This is a genomic window from Sphingomonas zeicaulis (genome assembly GCF_050433225.1).
Lineage (GTDB): Bacteria > Pseudomonadota > Alphaproteobacteria > Sphingomonadales > Sphingomonadaceae > Sphingomonas_D > Sphingomonas_D zeicaulis.
Genome location: NZ_JBNPXQ010000001.1, coordinates 445,172 through 463,702 on the forward strand (window position 1 = coordinate 445,172; position 18,531 = coordinate 463,702).

Annotated in this window: 18 protein-coding genes; 7 read left to right on the top strand and 11 right to left on the bottom strand. The window is 65.2% G+C overall.

Annotation, left to right across the window (positions count from 1 at the left end):
* Positions 1 to 5: 5 nt before the first annotated feature.
* The 5 genes from kdpB to FHS96_RS02285 all read right to left on the bottom strand — a co-directional run bounded on the left by kdpB (position 6) and on the right by FHS96_RS02285 (position 6,861).
* Entirely contained in the window at positions 6 to 2,042 is a 2,037-nt protein-coding gene (gene kdpB, locus FHS96_RS02265; protein WP_429587682.1) for a potassium-transporting ATPase subunit KdpB, read from the bottom strand.
* A gap of 17 nt (positions 2,043 to 2,059) precedes the next feature.
* On the bottom strand, positions 2,060 to 3,763 hold the full coding sequence (gene kdpA, locus FHS96_RS02270) for a potassium-transporting ATPase subunit KdpA (RefSeq protein ID WP_429587683.1): 1,704 nt from the start codon (positions 3,761 to 3,763) through the stop codon (positions 2,060 to 2,062).
* A 13-nt stretch (positions 3,764 to 3,776) separates the two neighbouring features.
* A complete protein-coding gene (gene kdpF / locus FHS96_RS02275) occupies positions 3,777 to 3,866 on the bottom strand; it encodes a K(+)-transporting ATPase subunit F (RefSeq protein ID WP_429587684.1) in 90 nt (29 codons plus the stop codon).
* Positions 3,867 to 4,347: 481 nt separating this feature from the next.
* Entirely contained in the window at positions 4,348 to 5,598 is a 1,251-nt protein-coding gene (locus tag FHS96_RS02280) for an oligogalacturonate lyase family protein (RefSeq protein WP_429587685.1), read from the bottom strand.
* Positions 5,599 to 5,784: 186 nt separating this feature from the next.
* Positions 5,785 to 6,861 (bottom strand): PA0069 family radical SAM protein, encoded by a 1,077-nt coding sequence (locus FHS96_RS02285; protein ID WP_429587686.1) that lies wholly within the window; start codon positions 6,859 to 6,861, stop codon positions 5,785 to 5,787.
* Positions 6,862 to 6,916: 55 nt separating this feature from the next.
* Between FHS96_RS02285 and FHS96_RS02290 the strand changes: the two genes are divergently transcribed.
* On the top strand, positions 6,917 to 7,258 hold the full coding sequence (locus FHS96_RS02290; protein ID WP_429587687.1) for a VOC family protein: 342 nt from the start codon (positions 6,917 to 6,919) through the stop codon (positions 7,256 to 7,258).
* 598 nt (positions 7,259 to 7,856) lie between these two features.
* Positions 7,857 to 8,513, top strand: a complete 657-nt coding sequence (locus FHS96_RS02295) for a hypothetical protein (protein ID WP_429587688.1) — start codon at positions 7,857 to 7,859, stop codon at positions 8,511 to 8,513.
* Positions 8,514 to 8,853: 340 nt separating this feature from the next.
* Here the strand turns inward: FHS96_RS02295 and FHS96_RS02300 are convergent, their stop codons facing one another.
* From FHS96_RS02300 to FHS96_RS02315, 4 genes are read right to left on the bottom strand one after another with little or no spacing between them, the layout of a single operon-like run.
* Positions 8,854 to 9,297 carry a PH domain-containing protein gene (locus FHS96_RS02300; RefSeq protein WP_429587689.1) on the bottom strand — a complete coding sequence of 148 codons (444 nt, stop codon included), beginning with the start codon at positions 9,295 to 9,297 and terminating at the stop codon, positions 8,854 to 8,856.
* Positions 9,298 to 9,333: 36 nt separating this feature from the next.
* Positions 9,334 to 10,308: a hypothetical protein gene (locus FHS96_RS02305; protein ID WP_429587690.1), complete on the bottom strand. Its 975-nt coding sequence runs from the start codon at positions 10,306 to 10,308 to the stop codon at positions 9,334 to 9,336.
* The gene (locus tag FHS96_RS02310; RefSeq protein ID WP_429587691.1) at positions 10,305 to 10,787 is read right to left on the bottom strand and encodes a vgr related protein; all 483 of its coding nucleotides are present in this window, start codon (positions 10,785 to 10,787) and stop codon (positions 10,305 to 10,307) included. The genes FHS96_RS02305 and FHS96_RS02310 overlap by 4 nt, the downstream gene beginning before the upstream one ends.
* Positions 10,788 to 10,797: 10 nt before the next feature.
* Positions 10,798 to 11,271 (bottom strand): copper chaperone PCu(A)C, encoded by a 474-nt coding sequence (locus tag FHS96_RS02315; RefSeq protein WP_429587692.1) that lies wholly within the window; start codon positions 11,269 to 11,271, stop codon positions 10,798 to 10,800.
* Positions 11,272 to 11,482: 211 nt separating this feature from the next.
* Between FHS96_RS02315 and dnaK the strand changes: the two genes are divergently transcribed.
* From dnaK to FHS96_RS02340, 5 genes are all read left to right on the top strand, one after another.
* Positions 11,483 to 13,381, top strand: coding sequence for a molecular chaperone DnaK (gene dnaK, locus FHS96_RS02320; protein ID WP_429587694.1), 1,899 nt, complete (start codon positions 11,483 to 11,485; stop codon positions 13,379 to 13,381).
* A gap of 109 nt (positions 13,382 to 13,490) precedes the next feature.
* Complete coding sequence (dnaJ, locus tag FHS96_RS02325) at positions 13,491 to 14,606, top strand: molecular chaperone DnaJ (RefSeq protein WP_429587695.1); 1,116 nt, start codon at positions 13,491 to 13,493, stop codon at positions 14,604 to 14,606.
* Positions 14,607 to 14,915: 309 nt separating this feature from the next.
* Entirely contained in the window at positions 14,916 to 15,161 is a 246-nt protein-coding gene (locus FHS96_RS02330) for a type II toxin-antitoxin system Phd/YefM family antitoxin (protein WP_429587696.1), read from the top strand.
* On the top strand, positions 15,158 to 15,550 hold the full coding sequence (locus FHS96_RS02335) for a type II toxin-antitoxin system VapC family toxin (protein WP_429587697.1): 393 nt from the start codon (positions 15,158 to 15,160) through the stop codon (positions 15,548 to 15,550). The genes FHS96_RS02330 and FHS96_RS02335 overlap by 4 nt, the downstream gene beginning before the upstream one ends.
* A gap of 108 nt (positions 15,551 to 15,658) precedes the next feature.
* A complete protein-coding gene (locus FHS96_RS02340) occupies positions 15,659 to 16,612 on the top strand; it encodes an MBL fold metallo-hydrolase (protein ID WP_429587698.1) in 954 nt (317 codons plus the stop codon).
* 416 nt (positions 16,613 to 17,028) lie between these two features.
* Here FHS96_RS02340 and FHS96_RS02345 read toward each other — a convergent pair whose 3' ends face one another.
* Both FHS96_RS02345 and FHS96_RS02350 read right to left on the bottom strand, forming a co-directional pair.
* The gene (locus FHS96_RS02345) at positions 17,029 to 17,643 is read right to left on the bottom strand and encodes a glutathione S-transferase family protein (protein ID WP_429587700.1); all 615 of its coding nucleotides are present in this window, start codon (positions 17,641 to 17,643) and stop codon (positions 17,029 to 17,031) included.
* Positions 17,644 to 17,736: 93 nt separating this feature from the next.
* A complete protein-coding gene (locus FHS96_RS02350) occupies positions 17,737 to 18,531 on the bottom strand; it encodes an inositol monophosphatase family protein (protein ID WP_429587702.1) in 795 nt (264 codons plus the stop codon).

Below are 18,531 nucleotides of genomic sequence, written 5' to 3' on the forward strand. Positions count from 1 at the left end.
GCTCCTCAGGCCAGGCCGAGGCCGTTGACGGCAAGGTCGATCAGCTTGATCCCGACGAACGGCGCAAGCAGGCCGCCGAGGCCGTAGATGGCGAGGTTGCGCGCCAGCAGCGGACCGGCACCGACCGGGCGATACTTCACGCCCTTCAGCGCCAGCGGCACCAGCAGCGGGATGATCAGCGCGTTGAAGATGATGGCGGAAAGGATCGCCGATTGCGGCGTGCCCAGCCCCATGACGTTCAGCACGCCGAGCGACGGATAGAGCGCGATGAACATCGCCGGGATGATCGCGAAATATTTGGCGACATCGTTGGCGACCGAGAAGGTGGTCAGCGCACCGCGCGTCATCAGCAACTGCTTGCCGAGGCCGACAACCTCGATGAGCTTGGTCGGATCGCTGTCGAGATCGACCATGTTGCCGGCTTCGCGCGCCGCCTGGGTGCCGGTGTTCATCGCCACGCCGACATCAGCCTGGGCGAGCGCGGGGGCGTCGTTGGTGCCATCCCCGCACATCGCGACCAGCCGGCCGCCGGACTGTTCCTTGCGGATCAGCGCCAGCTTGTCCTCCGGCGTGGCCTGCGCGAGGAAATCGTCGACGCCCGCTTCCGCCGCGATCGAGGCCGCGGTCAGCGGGTTGTCGCCGGTGATCATCACCGTGCGGATGCCCATCTGGCGCAGTTCGCCGAAGCGTTCGCGGATGCCGGCCTTCACCACATCCTTCAGGAAGATCGCGCCGAGCAGCACGCCATCCTTCGCGACCGCCAGCGGGGTGCCGCCGGCGCGCGCGATCTCGTCGGTGATGCGGCGCAGCTCGGTGGCGGCGGCGGTGGCGCCGGCGCCCGGATTGGCCTTGAGGATCGAGTCGACCGCGCCCTTCTGGATCACCGTCCGGCCGATATTGACGCCCGAAATGCGGGTCTGCGCGGTGAACGGCACCACTTCGGCATCGGCGGGCAGGCTCGCGGTGGTCAGCCCCAGCGTCTCGCGGGCAAGCAGGACGATCGAGCGGCCTTCGGGCGTCTCGTCGGCAAGGCTGGCGAGCAGCGCGGCGTCGGCAAGATCGCGCTCGGAGGCGCCGCCGACGGTGCGGAATTCGCTGGCCTGGCGATCGCCGATGGTGATCGTGCCGGTCTTGTCGAGCAGCAGCACGTCGACATCCCCCGCCGCCTCGACCGCGCGGCCCGACTTGGCGAGCACGTTGAAGCGGACGAGGCGGTCCATGCCGGCGATGCCGATCGCGGAGAGCAGCGCCGCGATCGTCGTCGGGATGAGGGTGATCAGCAGCGCCGCGAGGATCGCGATCGGCACCTCGCCGCCGGCATAGGTTGCGAAGCCCGGGATCGTGCCGACCGCGATCAGGAAGATGATCGTGAGGCCGACGAGCAGGATGGTGAGCGCGATCTCGTTGGGGGTCTTCTGGCGTTCGGCGCCTTCGACCAGCGCGATCATGCGATCGAGGAAGCCCTGGCCGGGCTCCACCGTCACCCGCACGCGGATCTCGTCGGAGATCACGCGGGTGCCGGCGGTGACGGCCGAGCGGTCGCCGCCCGCCTCGCGGATCACCGGCGCGCTCTCGCCGGTGATCGCCGCCTCGTTGACCGAGGCGACACCCGAGACGACCTCACCGTCCGACGGGATCAGGTCGTTGGTTTCGACGAGCACGATGTCGCCGACCTTGAGCGTGGAGGCGGCTACCTCGTCCCACGCGCGGCCGTCGCCCTTCAGGCGCTTGGCGACGAGTTCGGCCTTGGTGGCGCGCAGCGAGGCGGCCTGCGCCTTGCCGCGGCCCTCGGCGAGCGCCTCGGCGAAGGTGCCGAACAGCACGGTCAGCCACAGCCAGATGACGAGCTGGAGCTTGAAGCCGATTCCGAGCGTGTCCTGCCCGACGACGAGCAGGATGGTGAGCAGCGCCGCCACCACCGCGGTGGTGAACATCACCGGATTGCGGACAAGCTGCCGCGGATCGAGTTTGCGGAAGGCATCGCCGATCGCGGGCACGATCAGCTCTGCGGTGAACAGGGATTTCTGGTTGGACCGAGCCATGTGGGTGCTCTTTCTGGTCAGAAGGTCTGGCCGTTGATCATCGCGAAATGATCGGCGATCGGACCGAGGGCGAGGCTGGGCAGGAAGGTGAGGCCGCCGACGATCAGCACGATGCCGATCAGCAGGCCGGTCCACAGCGGACCGGTGGTCGGGAACGACCCCGCGGTTTCCGGCGTGTATTTCTTGGCCGCCAGGCTGCCGGCAATCGCCAGCATCGGCACGATGATGAAGAAGCGGCCGATCCACATCGCGACCCCCAGCAGCCCGTTGTAGAAGGGCGTGTTGGCGGTGAGGCCGGCAAAGGCGGAGCCGTTGTTGCCGACGCCCGAGGTGAAGGCGTAGAGGATCTCCGAGAAGCCGTGCGGCCCCTTGTTGAGCGGTCCGGCGAGGCCGGCATCGGTCACCGAAGCGATCGCGGTGAAGCCGAGGATGATCAAAGGCAGCACGGCGATCGCCAGCACCGCCAGCTTCACCTCGCGCCCCTCGATCTTCTTGCCGACATATTCGGGCGTGCGGCCGACCATCAGGCCCGCGACGAACACCGCAAGGATGGCGAACAGCAGGAAACCGTAGATGCCGGCACCGACGCCGCCGACGACGACTTCGCCGAGCTGGATGTTGAGCAGCGGGATCATGCCGCCCAGTGCCGTGAAGCTGTCATGCATCGCATTGACCGCGCCGCACGACGCCGCGGTGGTGACGACCGAGAAGAGTGCGGATGCGGCGACGCCGAAGCGCACCTCCTTCCCCTCCATATTTGCGCCGGCGACGCCGAGCTGGTGGAGGATCGGGTTGCCCGCGGCTTCCTGCGAATAGGTGACGGTGACGCCGATCAGGAAGATCGTGACCATCGCGGCGAGGATCGCCCAGCCCTGGCGCGGATTGCCCACCGTCTTGCCGAAGGTCCAGGTCAGACCGAAGCCGATGATGAAGATCGACAGCATCTGCACGAAATTGGTCAGCGCGGTCGGGTTCTCGAACGGATGCGCGGAATTGGCGTTGAAGAAGCCGCCACCATTGGTGCCGAGCATCTTGATCGCTTCCTGGCTGGCGACCGGGCCCAGCGCCAATGTCTGCCTCGCGCCTTCCAGCGTGGTCACGTCGACCGAGCCGGCAAAGGTCTGCGGCACGCCGCTGGCGATCAGGAAGATCGCGTAGACGATGCAGATCGGCAGCAGCAGGTAGAGCGTCACGCGTGTGCAATCCGCCCAGAAATTGCCGATCGTCGTCGCGCTGCGCCGCGCGAAGCCGCGGAAGAAGGCGAAGGCGAGCGCGATGCCGGTCGCGGCGGACAGGAAGTTGTGGATGGTGAGGCCCAGCATCTGCGACAGGTTCGACATCGTCGATTCGCCGCCATAGCTCTGCCAGTTGGTGTTGGTGGTGAAGCTGACCGCGGTGTTGAACGCGAGATGCTCCGCCACGCCGGGAAGCCTGAGCGGATTGCCCGGCAGCACGCCCTGCAGCCGCAGCACCGCATAGGTCAGCAGCAGCAGCGCGACGTTGAAGATCAGCATGTGGACGGCGTAGCGCCGCCAGCTCTGTTCGGCCGCGGGATCGATCCCGGCGAGCTTGTAGAAGCCGGCCTCGACCGGCCCGAGCACGACATGCAGCGGCGTGCGCCGCCCTTCGTACAGCGCATGCAGCCACAAACCCATCGGCTTGGCGAGCGCGATCAGGAGGGCGACGAAGACGAGGATCAGGGTCCATCCCTGCGGGGTCATGGATCGTCTCCCGTCAGAAACGTTCGGGCCGCACGAGCGCGGCGACCAGATAAAGGAGCAGGCCGACCGCGGTGATCGCGGCCAGCCAGAGTTCGATGGTCATGGGCGGAGCCTTCCGTCAGGCGTTGTCGCAAAGCCGGGCGTAGGCGAGGGTCGCCGCCACCAGCCCCAGCGTGATCAGGATCCAGAGAAGGTCCTGCATGTTCGGTACTCCTGCGAGTCTGTGCAGGTACCGAAGTAGGGCTGGGGCGGGTTTGAATTCGAGACGCCGGCGGGAGGGGCGGCGTAGGAATCGCGTATGATTAAACCTTCGCCCCTCGGGGGAGAAGGATACGAAGCCTTATGAGCGAAGCGAATTAGGCGAAGTTGGATGAGAGGTTGCGCTCGCGCAGCGAGCGCGCGGCGCGAGAGCGCCGCTCCCTGCTCCCAACTCCGACTAGGGCCCGCCAAAAGGCGGACCCAAGTCTGCGTACCCAGCGGTCATCAGTTGTCGGGTAAATCATGCCTCCGGCATGATTTAGGATCGCTAGGGGGGCGATCCGACCCGCCAACTGATGATCGCTCCCCCCAAGGGCGAGGGATGATTACTTCACCTCAACCGCATAGATCGCCGGCTTCCCTTCCATATTCCCCCGGAATATGATCCATTTCCCGTTCGGCGTGAAATGCTGGTTGGGCTCAAGCGTATAATCCTGCAGCGCCAATGTCGCGAGGCGCACCGTTTCCAGCCGGCCGGGCGCGATCAGGCCATCGCGCGGGGCGGCGGTCGGCTGCGGCTTCAGCACGCTGATCCACTTGCCGGCATCGCTGCCGTCGCCGGAGAACATCGTGCGGTCCGGCGACTGGCTGAAATGATAGGAACGCTGGTCGTCGCGCAGTTCGTAGCGCGTGCGGGCGCCGCTCAGCACGTCATAGCCCGCCAGCCAGAAGACGCGGCCCTGCGGGGTCTGGAGATCGTACCAGATCGTCTTGCCGTCGCTGCTCCAGAATTCATGGCCGGCGATCTCGCCCGCCATCGTCCGCTCATGCACCTTCTTCAGCGCCGAGCCATCGGTGCGGATGGTCCAGATGCGGTCGACCTGGTCCCACGGCCCCTCATGGCAGAACATCAGCAGATTCGGGTCGGTGGGGGAGAATTGGACATGGTTGAGCCAGTCGGTCGCGCGGTGGATCGTGCGCTTCTCGCCCTTGGCGATCGAGACGGTGTACATCTCCATCGGCACCCGCGCGGCAAGCCGGTCCGCCATCCACTTGGCCTTGGCGGCGGCGAAGGAGAGCGGCTTGCCGTCCGGCCCGATGCCGGCATAGCCGGGTGAGCCCGTCTTCGGATCGCGGCGCCCCTGACGGGCGATCTCCTCGGGCGGCGGCGCCAGTTCGCGTTCGCCGGCGAGCAAGGTCTCGTCTGCATTGATCGCCTCGATCCGCCCGCCCGGCAGGTCGGCGACCTTGCGCGTTTTGCCGCTGTCGACATCGACCGCCCACACTTGGAACGGGCCGCCATCGTCCACCGCCGTATCCCGCACCGTGTAATAGGCGGTGCGCGTGCGCGGCCCCATGAACAGCAGCCGATCGACGCGCTGCTTGAGCACCAGCCGCGTTTCCCACGTCTTGAGGTCGACCGCGCGGATGCCCTCCGGCGTCAGATAGATCATCTGGTCGCCCTGGGGCGTGAACGGGTTGTAATTGAAATAGAGCGCGTAATTGCCGGGCGTGTCGTCGATGCGGACGATACGGCGGCCGGTGGTGGGATCGGTCCAGCCGTCCGCGGCGAGGGCGGGGGAGGCGGCAAGCGTCGTCACTGCCAGCATCAGCCGGATTGCCTTGGTCAGTCGCATATCGCTCTCCCTTTGCGCTTGGGGTGAGCGATAGGGCGCGCGATCCCGATATGTAAAGGTGCGTTTCAATTGGTGGGAGTCTTCGTGTGTCTCGTCCCTCGACCGCGCTCGGGATGAACGGGGAATATCAGCTACCTCCGTTCGTCCCGAGCGCAGTCGAGGACGCGGCGGACGCGCGCGCACCCTTCAAAACAACTCGCCTTGGCGACCCGCCGGCGCCCGGAAGAGGTCCGTCCTGAGCGGCGTCCACACGCGCTGGTTGAGGCCATAGCGCTTGCACGCGATCCCGAACCGCGTGCGCAGCAACTCGGCCCATGGACCTTGCGCGCGCATCCGGCTGTGGAACGCCGGATCATTGTCCCGCCCGCCGCGCATCGCCTGGATGATGCCCATCACCTTGGCGGCGCGATCGGGGAAATGCGCGTCGAGCCAGCCGCGAAACAAGGGCGCCACCTCGTGCGGCAGGCGGACGAGGATGTAGGAGGCGTGGCGGGCGCCCGCTTCCGCCGCGGCTTCCAGGATATGCTCCATCTCATGGTCTGTGATCGCGGGCACCACGGGGGACAGTGAGACGGTGACGGGTACCCCCGCTTCGGCAAGCGCCCGGATCGCCGCGATGCGCTTGGCCGGCCGGGTCGCGCGCGGCTCCAGGGTCATCGCGATCTTCGGATCGAGCGTCGTCACCGACAGCATCACCGCGACCAGTTGCCGCGCCGCCATCGGTGCCAGCAGGTCGAGATCGCGCAGGATCCGGTCCGACTTGGTGGTGATCAGCAGCGGGTGGCCGGTTTCGGCCAGCACCGCGATGCAGGCCCGCGTGATCCGCCAGTCGCGCTCGATCGGCTGGTAGGGATCGGTGTTGGTGCCCATCGCGATCGGCGCCGCCACATAGCCGCGCTTGCCCAGTTCGGCGCGCAGCAGCTCGGCGGCGTTGGGCTTGGCGAAGAGCTTCGATTCGAAATCAATGCCGGGGGAGAGGTCATGATAGGCGTGCGTGGGCCGCGCGAAGCAATAGATGCAGCCATGCTCGCAGCCGCGATAGGCGTTGATCGAACGATCGAACTTGATGTCGGGCGATTGGTTGCGCGTGATGATCGTGCGCGGTTCCTCGACCGTCACAGTCGTGCGCAGCGGCGGCGGCGCGCCGTCTATCTCCTCGCGCGCATCCAGCCAGTCGCCCTCCGCCAAGCGCTCGGGCAGCTTGAAGCGCGTGGGCGTGTGATTGCTGGTCGCGCCGCGAGCGGGTCGGAGCTTCGGATCCATTGACAAATCATGGCCGAAGGATGAGAACGTATCAAGAACATTGAAGGAGGTGCAGATGGCCCGGCTGAACTATCTCGAACTGCCGACCGCCGATATCGGCGCGGCGAAACGCTTCTACGAAGCCGCGTTCGGCTTCGATTTCGTCGAGTTTGGGCCGACCTATGCGGCGACGATGTCAGGCGACACCGATGTCGGGCTGCAGGCGGACGGCAGCGAGAAGACCTCGGCGGCGCTGCCAGTGGTCGAGGTGGAGGATCTGGAAGCGGCACTGGGCGCGGTCGAAACGGCCGGCGGCACCGTGACGCGCCCGATCTTCGCTTTTCCCGGCGGCCGGCGGTTTCAGTTCAAGGATCCTGACGGGCATGAGGTCGGCGTCGTCCAGCCGGGTTGGGGCTAATGGCGACTTCTCGTGGAAAGCGGTCGATGCTTCCTAGAGGCAGCCAGCCTCTCTTAAGGTCGCTCGGGCGCTGTTAAGCGCTCCGCTAGATGTTACACGCCACTTCACCTCGACTGTCTCACTGCAGGGCCACGCCTTAATAGTGCGGCTGGCTCTCCGATTATCTCGTTCTATCGTGAAGCCGTTGTCTCGCAGCCAAGCTAACAAGACGGTCTCCGGCGATCCAGCGCTAAATCGTTTGCGAAATCTAACTGCAGATTGTGGATCATCCCACTGTGCATCGGCGAGCAGGCTAGGCCGTGTTTCATTCGAGGTCGTTGCAAGTGCAAGTATGATGCCCTGCCAAGTTAAGGCTGTGATTAGCCCTATTACTAGCGCTCCAATGAGCAAAAATGATTTGATTTTCGTTTGCTGCACACTGCAATCTAGCATGCGCGGCGACGTCCGCAATTCGGCGTCAGCGACCCTCCCCGTCCACACGCCCCGCTTTAAAAATCCTCATTAGTCTGGGGAATATAATGCGAAACTCATGCAACGCCTTGCGCGAGCGCCCGGGGGGAGTTTCGTATCGTGTCCCCGAAATTTCTCAGATTCTCGAATGACGGGGTTCAGCCGTTGTTGTTGCGATTTCGACGTTGACGGCGATGGCCCTGCGGCACAGCGTCAGCGAATGTTTGGAGAACAGCCCACCGCTCGTGCGGACCTGAAACCTGGCACTCTCTATGCCGTCATTGGTGAAAACGGCTGGGTCTATTACGGACAGGCAACGCCCGAGAAGAACGTAGGTTTTTTTCAGCGCCGCGATCGGGAACCAGCGCACGTCGATATTGTGCTCGCCGCGCCGGTAATGTCGGTCATTACAGTCGCATATCCCTCGATCACCCGTGCCCTGCGTTCTGGCCATTGGAAGAAGCTGGGACGCTTTCCCGTGGTCGACGGACTCATCAAGCCGCGCCCATCTGTCCAATGGCCGGTTGGCACACTTACCGTATCGGTATGGGTCGGTGACGGCTCGACGTGGGATACCCGTGTCGATGATCCGGTAATCCAGGACATGGAGCTGATGGCGGTTTGGGATGCCGAACATCATCTTCCGCAGCGATTGACTGCGGACTTCGGCGAGGAGCGGGCCGAATGGCATGTCGGTGGACCGATTCGCAGGGAACGGCGCATCAAAGAGGAGATCGCAGCGCGATTTCCAGACCAACCGTGGCACAAACTGCCCGCCGACTGGGTCGCAACCAGCGTCAGATGATCTCGATGAATACGTCGAAGAGAGCGGACAATGTCAGCGACGGCGCGTGGGAGCAATAGTTTCCCATGCCAGCGGCATGAATTTCGGGGACATAATACGAAACTCATGCAGAGCCGTGCACAGGATCTTCAAGTAGGTAGTTTTGTATTGTGTCCCCGAAATACATGATTGGCATGAGATGGCGTCGTTCAGCCGGGCTGAGGATTTTCTATAATGCGGGATGCTCGCGGGGGCGTTTCCTTGAAGGGCTCGACGACTGAGGCGAGTGGCCCTTCGATACGCATTTCGACAGGCTCAATGGCTACTCAGGGCGAACGGGGTGGATCTACCGCTCGTGGCGCTACAAATCGTCATGCCCTATGTCGATCTCGCGTACGCGGCGCTTCTGGCGCGCGGCGTCGACCAGCAGGCGCAGTTTTTCGCGGCGGGCGCGGGCGTCCTCCACGTCGCGGATCACCAGCGGGCCGTTGCGCGTGGTTTCGTCGCTGGAGGTGATGCTGATCGTGCCAATGCCGGCCCACTGGTTGATCAGCGTGAAATCGATGCGGATGTCCTTCACCCGATAGAGTTCGATCTCGTCGATGCTCTTGGCGAAGATGCCCTTGTGCAGGATCAGCCGGTCGTCGGTAAGCTCATAGATGGTGGCGAGGTTGGCGAGCCATTTCCACGCGACGATCAGCAGGCCGATGCCGACGAGGCAGAGCAGCAAGGTCAGCCAGCCGGCCAGGGTGCCGCGCAGCCAGCCCCAGGTGGAGGAACGGAAACGATCGATCGTCGCGGGCATCGGCGCTAGGCTCCTGTCGGTCGGCCGTCGGCCGGCTCAATAATCCGGCTGATATTCGTGGAGGATGCATGGAATGCCAATCCATTCCGCGATGCGCTCGGCGCTGGCGTTCAGCGCGTCCGGCGCGATGCCATAGTCGCCGAACAGGTCGATGCGCCTGGGCTTCGCGCCCGGGCGCGCGCAGCGCAGCCGAACGAAGGCGCCACCCGATCCGCGCGCCTGCTGCAACCGCTCGACCTCGATCGCCTGAAGATCCGTCACGGGTATGATGCGCAATTCCGACGTCGCGAAGATCAGCAGCCTGCCATCGGCACTGCGCCCGAGATGGCCCACCGCACGCTCGAAACCGGGCGCGGGTTCGCGTACATAGTCCAGCGCATATTGGCTGATCCGGCGCGTGGCGACGAGGGCGGGATCATAAGTGCCGCCCAGCGGCAGCGCGGGGACGAATGCCGCCACCGCCGCGCGCTCCTCCGCGCTGCAGGGCGCGCGATAGCCGGTTTCGATGGTGATGTGGCAGGCGGTCCTGGTGCGGCCATCCGTCTGGTGGACGCTGTTGGTATCACCGGTCGGTCCCCAGTGCTGCAGCGGCGGCGGGAAGCAGATGATCGCGATCTGCGAGGGGCCGAATTGCCAGCGCCAGCCATAGGTGTTGCTGGTATCGTAGGGCCGCGGCTCGCCCAGCGCGGGTTCCAGCGCCTGCCGCGCGAGTGCCAGCGACTGGCGCGACCAGTCGCGCGGCAGCAGGCTCACCCGCTTGCCCGCCCAGATATAGCCCATGAAGGTGGCCGGCGGCAGCGACCCATCATGGTCCGGATCGAAATGGAACAGCAGTGGCCGCAGCAGACCGGGCAGCGGCGGCGGTTCCAGATCGAGCATCACCACCGGCACGCGGCTCATCAACCAAGTGTCGGGCTGCACGCCATGGCGTGCGGCCAGTGTCGCCATGCTTTCGCGCCATGGCAGGCCGAGCGTGTCGAGCAGCGCCTGTATGCGGTTGGGCGAGTTCATCCGCGCAGGCTCACCACGTTGGAGCGAAACGGCAGGATGCCCTCATATTGCGCCAGCGGCGGCGCCCCCACCACGCGGGCGCCGTTCCTCAGCAGGAAGACGTGGCGCACGATTTCCGCCTGCTGCTCAAGCCCGTACCGCTCGAGACGCCAGCCGGGCTTCAGGCTGTAGTCATAGCGGCAGAAGGGGTGCCGGCGCAGCGGCAGCCGGATGCCGCGCTGATGCTGCCAGACATGCACCATCTCATGGATGAACAGCCCTTGGTCGCCCAGCGGCGCGGCGGCGAAATCCTCGCGGAACAGGCCGCCGTCCGGATGGAACCAGATATGGCCATCGGGCGCCATCGCCACGCGGCGCGGCTGGAAAACCATCCATTTGCGGTTGTGGATCGCCACCCGGTCATAGGCGATCGCATCGCCGAAGACCGAGGCGGCAAGGGCATGTTCGCCCTCGGTCAGCGGCCGGCCGCCTTTTCTCACCCGCTATGCCTTACCCACTATGGTTGCCGGCATGTTCGTCCGCGGCGGGCGCAGCCCCGTCGGCGCCGCGTACCGCCATCGGATATTCGATCTGCGCGCCGTTGGCGAAGGTGAACACCATGTCCATCCGCTGGCCGGGCTTGATGCCGGGGTTGATGTTCCAGATCATCACATGCTTGCCGCCGGGTTCGAACTTCACCGAGCTGTTGGCCGGGATCTCGACGCTGGCGAGCGGCTTCATCTGCATCATGCCGTTCTCGCGCGTGGTTTCGTGCATCTCGAAACGGATCGCCACGTCGGACGCCACCGCGCTGAGCTGGGTCGCGTCCGATCCGCCCTTGACGGTAAAATAGGCCGCCGAGGGCGCATCCGGATTGGGCGACAAGCGCACCCAGCCATCGGTCACCGTCACCTCGCGCTTCTCGCAGGACGAGAGCGCGGGCAGGGCGGCGAGGGCGAGGAGCGGCAGCAGGAGACGGCGCATCGAAGGCATCCTTTTTTTCAACCGTAGCCATTCTATCGCAGGCGGCCGCCGGTGGGGAACGGTTTTCCGCCGGAACGGATGCAACACCAGAATGTTGCAGGCGGCTTGCAGGCCTGTGAACCGCACCTATATCCGCCTCCGAAACACCGCCGCGGTGCCTCGTTTCTGGGCCGCGGGGGCTGCCAGGCATTTGGGGCAATGAGGGACTATCATGGGTAAAGTTATCGGGATCGATCTGGGTACGACCAACAGCTGCGTCGCGGTTATGGAAGGCGGCAAGCCGAAGGTCGTTGAAAATGCGGAAGGCGCGCGTACCACGCCGTCGATCGTCGCCTTCGCCAAGGATGGCGAGCGGCTGATCGGTCAGCCCGCCAAGCGCCAGGCGGTCACCAATCCCGACAACACGATCTTCGCGGTAAAGCGCCTGATCGGCCGCCGGTTCGACGATCCGGTGACCAAGAAGGACACCGAGCTGGTGCCGTACCACATCGTGCGCGGCGGCAATGGCGATGCGTGGGTGCAGGCCGGCGGCAAGGATTATTCCCCGTCGCAGATCAGCGCCTTCACGCTTCAGAAGATGAAGGAAACCGCCGAGGCCTATCTCGGCGAGACGGTGACCCAGGCGGTCATCACGGTTCCGGCCTATTTCAACGACGCCCAGCGCCAGGCCACCAAGGATGCCGGCCAGATCGCCGGCCTCGAGGTGCTGCGCATCATCAACGAGCCGACCGCGGCGGCGCTCGCCTATGGCCTCGACAAGGACAACAACAAGACCATCGCGGTCTATGACCTTGGCGGCGGCACCTTCGACGTCTCGATCCTCGAGATCGGCGACGGCGTGTTCGAGGTGAAGTCGACCAACGGCGACACCTTCCTGGGCGGCGAGGATTTCGACGCCAAGGTCGTCGAGTTCCTGGCGGCGGACTTCCAGAAGGCCGAGGGCATCGATCTCACCAAGGATCGTCTCGCGCTGCAGCGCCTGAAGGAAGCGGCCGAAAAGGCGAAGATCGAGCTGAGCTCGGCGGCGAACACCGAGGTCAACCTGCCGTTCATCACCGCCGACGCCACCGGCCCGAAGCATCTCGTCAAGTCGATCTCGCGCGCCGATCTGGAGCGTCTGGTCGACGGCCTGATCCAGCGCACCCTTGAGCCCTGCCGCAAGGCGCTGGCCGATGCCGGCGTGAAGGCGGGCGACATCGACGAGGTGGTCCTCGTCGGTGGCATGACCCGCATGCCCAAGGTCCGCGACGTCGTGAAGAGCTTCTTCGGCAAGGAACCGCATACCGGCGTGAACCCCGACGAGGTGGTCGCGATGGGTGCGGCGATCCAGGCGGGCGTGCTGCAGGGCGACGTCAAGGACGTGCTGCTGCTCGACGTGACGCCGCTGTCGCTGGGCATCGAGACGCTGGGTGGCGTGTTCACCCGCATGATCGATCGCAACACGACGATCCCGACCAAGAAGTCGCAGACCTACTCGACGGCCGACGACAATCAGCAGGCGGTGACGATCCGCGTGTTCCAGGGCGAGCGCGAGATGGCGGCGGACAACAAGCTGCTTGGCCAGTTCGACCTGGTCGGCATCCCGCCGGCGCCGCGCGGCGTGCCGCAGATCGAGGTGACGTTCGACATCGACGCCAATGGCATCGTCAACGTCTCCGCGAAGGACAAGGGCACCGGCAAGGAGCAGCAGATCAAGATCCAGGCTTCGGGTGGTCTCTCGGACAACGACATCGACCAGATGGTGCGTGATGCCGAGAAGTTCGCCGAGGACGACAAGAAGCGCCGTGAGGCGGCCGAGGCGAAGAACAACGCCGAAAGCCTGATCCACTCGACCGAGCGCCAGCTCGCCGAGCATGGCGACAAGGTCGACGCCTCGCTGAAGTCCGAGATCGAGGCGGCGATTGCCGAAGCCAAGTCGGCGGTCGAAGGTGGCGATGCCGCCGCGATGACCGAGAAGACGGGCGCGCTGACCCAGGTTGCGATGAAGCTGGGCCAGGCGATCTACGAGAAGGAGCAGGCGGCCGCCGCGTCGCCCTCCGCCGAGGCTCCCAAGGCCGATGATGACGTGGTCGACGCCGAGTTCTCGGAAGTCGACGACAACAAGGCGTAATGTCTCGGCCGTCCCCTTGCTCCCCGCTTCCGGCTGTGGTCGGAAGAGGGCAGGGGGACGGCCTTGACCTCTCGCAAATGCGGGATGCGCGGCCTATGTCGGGGGCGGCATGAGTATCGAAGCTGATTTTTACGAGCTGCTCGAAGTCGAGCGTGGCGCAGACAATGCGAGCATCAAGAGCAGCTATCGCAAGCTGGCGATGCGCTATCACCCGGATAAAAATCCGGGGTGCAAGGATAGTGAGGCAAAATTCAAGGCGATCAGCGAAGCCTATGATTGCCTGAAGGATCCGCAGAAGCGCGCCGCCTATGACCGGTTCGGCAAGGCGGCCTTCCAGAATGGCGGCGGCGGTGGCGGCGGCCAGCAGGATTTCTCCGGCTTCGCCGATATCTTCGAGAATATCTTCGGCGAGTTCTCCGGCCGCGGACAGCGCCAGGCGCGCCGCGGTGCCGATCTCCGTTACGACATGGAGATCCGGCTGGAGGATGCGTTCCACGGCAAGAAGACCGAGATCACCATCGACGTGTCCGCTGCGTGCGAGACGTGCGAGGGCACGGGCGCCAAGCCCGGCACCGGTGCCAAGACCTGCGGCACCTGCGCCGGCCACGGCAAAGTGCGCGCGCAACAGGGCTTCTTCGTGGTCGAACGGACCTGCCCGAGCTGCCACGGCGCCGGCCAGACCATCTCCGATCCGTGCAACGCCTGCCATGGCGAAGGCCGTGTCGATCGCGAGAAGACGCTGGACGTCACCATCCCGCCCGGTGTCGACGAAGGCACGCGCATCCGGCTGAGCGGCGAGGGTGAGGCGGGTGCGCGCGGCGCGCCTCCGGGCGATCTCTATATCTTCATCCACCTCACCCGCCATGCGGTGTTCGAGCGGGAAGGCACCGCGCTGTTCGCGCGTGCGCCGATCAGCTTCACCACCGCGGCGCTCGGCGGCTCGATCTCGATCCCCGGGCTGGATGGCGCGACGCACGAGATCCGCATTCCGGCGGGGATCCAGTCCGGCAAGCAGATCCGCCAGCGCGGCGCCGGCATGCCGGTGCTGCAGGGCCGCGGCCGCGGCGACCTGGTGATCCAGATCGACGTCGAAACGCCAACCAAGCTTTCGGCGAAGCAGAAGCAGCTTCTCGAGGAATTCCGCGAGACCGAGACGGGGGACGAATGCCCTAACTCCAAGGGCTTCTTCGCCAAGATCAAGGACATGTGGGAAGACCTGACCTGATCGGACGTTCCAACCCATAGATACGATACGGGCGGCGCGGTGCAGACTGCGTCGCCCGATTTGTTTTGGGCTGAGGTGAGCCGCCGTCCTTGCTTTCCTCCTCGGCGCGCAGCGTCGTGGAGGGGGACCGACGGTGGAGAAGCCGGCGTCGAAGCAAATCGATCGCGCTTCGATCTCACAGAACACGCCGCGTGCCTCACCGCGCGCTACAGTAAATCGCTCCGTCGTTGATGATTGAAACGGACTATCAAATGGTCTAAATTTAAGTCAACGATCAAGGCAGACGAAGGCAGTGTCATGCAAATCTCTGTGACCGAAGCGAAGGGCCAACTCACCGATCTCGTACGGCGCGCGGAGGCAGGTGATGAGGTCATCCTGACTCGCCACGGCCACGCTGCGGTGCGGTTGGTTCCGGTGAAACCGGTCGCTGATGCGAAATCCCGAAAGGTGTTGCTCGATGCTGTGCGGGCCTCCGCCGCCGCGAAAGCGGCGCCAGGGTCGAGTGCCGCGCGCAGTCAGGATTTCCTGTATGGTGAGGACGGCTTGCCCAAATGATCGCGGTTGATACGTCAGCGCTGATGGCGATCCTGCTGAACGAGCCGGATGCGGATGCCTGTGCCGCCGCGCTTCAAGCCGAAGACCGACTGTTGATCTCGGCGGGTACAGTCATGGAAACGCTGATCGTTGCGGGGCGGCGCAACTTGGGCAGCGAGGCGGCGCAGTTGATCGACGGGCTCGGTTTTGAAATCGTCAGCGTTACGCCCGCTTCAGCGCGCCGAGCAGCAGCGGCTTACGGCAAATGGGGGAAGGGGGTTCACCCGGCGGGGCTGAATTTTGGCGATTGCTTCGGCTATGAGGTCGCGAGCGAGTTTAGCTGTGCCCTGCTCTACGTGGGCGACGATTTCGCCCGGACAGATCTCACGGCCGCTCTTCGTCGATCGTAATTCGAGACGCCAGTTCCGAAACCCCCGTGACAAGCGCCCCCGAGTTCGGGCAGCGTGCGCCCAAACCACGCCGCCTCAAGTCAGGCGGGCGGCAAAAAAGGGGGAGGGATGCCGATGCGTGTCATCGCGCTGTTGTTGCCGTTGGTCGCCGCGGCCTGTGCCGTCAGCCAGGCGCAGGAGATTCCCAATCCGGACATCCGGTCGGAGGTGCTGACTCCCGAACTCAGCGTGCTGTTCGGTGGCGGCGGCAATATCGCGGTGTCGCACGGGCCGGACGGGCTGGTCGTGATCGACGATGATTATGTGCAGATGACGCCCAAGCTCACCGCCGCGCTGGAAAAATTCGGCAAGGGCCCGGCGCGCTATGTGGTGAACACGCATTGGCATTTCGACCATAGCGGCGGCAATGCCGCGCTCGGCAAGGGCGGCGCGCTGATCGTCGCGCATGACAATGTCCGCCAGCGGCTGGCGAGCGATCAGGTAATCGCGGCGTTCAAGCTGAAATTCCCGCCCGCGGCAGCGGAAGCACTGCCGAAACTCACCTTCGCCGACGGCCTCAGCCTGCATCTGAACGGCGATACGCTGACCGCGGTGCATGTCGCCAATGCGCATACCGACGGCGACGCGCTGGTGAAGTGGGAGAAGGCGAACATCCTCCACACCGGCGACGTGTTCGTGCGCTATGGGCTGCCCTTCATCGATCTGTCGTCGGGCGGCAGCATCAAGGGCATGATCGCGGGGGTCGAGCGCGCGCTGGCGTTGAGCGATGCGCGCACCCGGATCATTCCCGGGCATGGCGATGTCGCGTCGCGCGCGGATCTGGTCGCCTATCGCGACATGCTTGTCGAGATTCGGGATCGGGTGGCGAGGGCGCGCGCCGAGGGGCGGACATTGGCCGAAATCAAGGCGACGAAGCCGGCGGCGGCGTGGGACAAGGATCCCAAGGCCTATATCCGCGGCGATGTTTTCGTGGAATTCGTGCTCGCCACCCTGGACGGGCCGGCCGCCGGGCAAGCCACGGCGAAAAAAGGAAAAAGCGAGCTTATCCCCGCGCCGGTCTGAGCCGGCAGGCGGGGATGCTCAGGCATCGGGATCAGATAAACGCGATAACCGCGCTGACCACGAGAAGCTGGCTGGCGAACGCGAGCGCGAGGCTCGATGCCGTTTCGAACGTCTTCATGTCTTTACTCCACAGAACCTTGTGCCCGACATCGCCATCAGGCGACCGGGGCCATCTTCGGTTTTGATCAAGGCCAGGATTCGCGGATCAGATCGACCGAGGTGGTCCGATCCTGGTCACGGGTTGCACCCGCATCGCACCGGAAGCGGTGCAAGCGCGTAACTAATATTATTTCGCTTTGGCGCAATTTTAAAACAGGTGATCCTGAGTGCAGTTCATGCACTCAAAGGATGCGCGGTGCTGATTGCGTCACGCAACCGTCACTTTTGCGCCTGGACGCAGAGCAACGATCGCGGCTTCAGGTCAGCGGGATCATCACTTGGCTGGCATAGCCCGGACGCTGCTTAAGCCGCTCGTACCAGCCGGACACCGCGGGCAGGGTGGGGCGATCGATGGCGAGGGTGAACCAGGTGTGGGCGTAGACACCCATCGGGATGTCCCCCAGCCCGAACGCGGCGCCCGACAGCCAGGGCGTGCGTTCCAGCGCGCGCTCGACGATGGTCATCATCTTGGCCGATGCCACGGCGGATGCGGCGATCTCCTGCGCATCCCGCCGCTCGGGCGGACGGCGCACCAAGTTGAGGAAGGCGTCGCGCTGCGCATCGGCATAGCCGAACTGCCAGTCCATCCATTTGTCGCCCACCGCCCGCGCAGCGGGATCGTCGGGCCACAGCGCGGTACCCGCGGCGTAGCGCGCGGCGAGGTAGCGCAGGATCGCGTTCGATTCCCACAGCACCAGCCCGTCATCCTCGATCGTCGGGATCAGCGCGTTGGGGTTGAGCGCCAGATAGGCGTCGCTCATCCCGAACGCGCCGCCGACGTCGTGGCGGACATGGGGCACGCCGATTTCCTGCGCCGCCCACGCAACCTTCTTCACATTGTGCGAATTGAGCCGGCCCCAGATCGTCAGCATCGATGGTCCTTGTACCGTCCCTCCCGGGCTGCGGCCGATCGGGAGAGGGTTTCGCTCAGGCGCCGCGCGGGCTGGTCCCGGATTTGGCCGGGATCAGCCGAAGAGGATGGCGGCGGCGCGATCCCACAGCTCGGGCGATGCCGCGGCGAGCAGACCGGTGCGGTCCTCGCCCAGCCGATAGGGGCTGCCATCGAAGCGTGCGAGGCGGCCGCCGGCCTCGGTGAGGAACAGCGCGCCCGGCGCATGATCCCAGGGCTGCGCACGCCAGAACATCGCAACGTCATTCTCGCCCAGCACCAGCCGCGGATATTGCTCGCCGGCGCACAGCGGCGGCGCCGCTTCGGTGATGCGGCCGGGCAGGCGCTCGATGATCCCTTCACGCATGCCTGCGGGCAGGAAGCGCGTCGTGATGGCGGCGACGGGCAGCGCCGCGCCGGTGCCGCGTGCGTGGACGCGCGCGCCATCGACGAAGGCGCCGGCACCGAGCGCCGCGTGCACCATCCGCCCGGTAACCGGATCGAGGATCCAGCCGCCCTCGATCACCCCCTCCACCGCCAATGCGACCATGATCGCGAAGGGCGGGCGCCCGGCGGCATAATTGCCGGTGCCGTCGATCGGATCGACGATCCACACCGCACCCTGCTCGATCCCGGCGACCACGGTCGGATCGGCGGCGACCGCCTCCTCGCCCACGACCCGTGTCGACGGATCGATCGCGAGCAGGCCTTCGGTCAGCCGTTTCTCCGAAAGCTTGTCGGCGGCGGTGACATAATCATCCTCCGCCTTCTCCTCGATCTGGTCCGCGCCGAGGCTGCGGAACATCGGCATGACGACTTCGGCGGAAACCGCGCGCAGCAGCGCGTCGACCTGGGCATTCAGGGGGTGCAT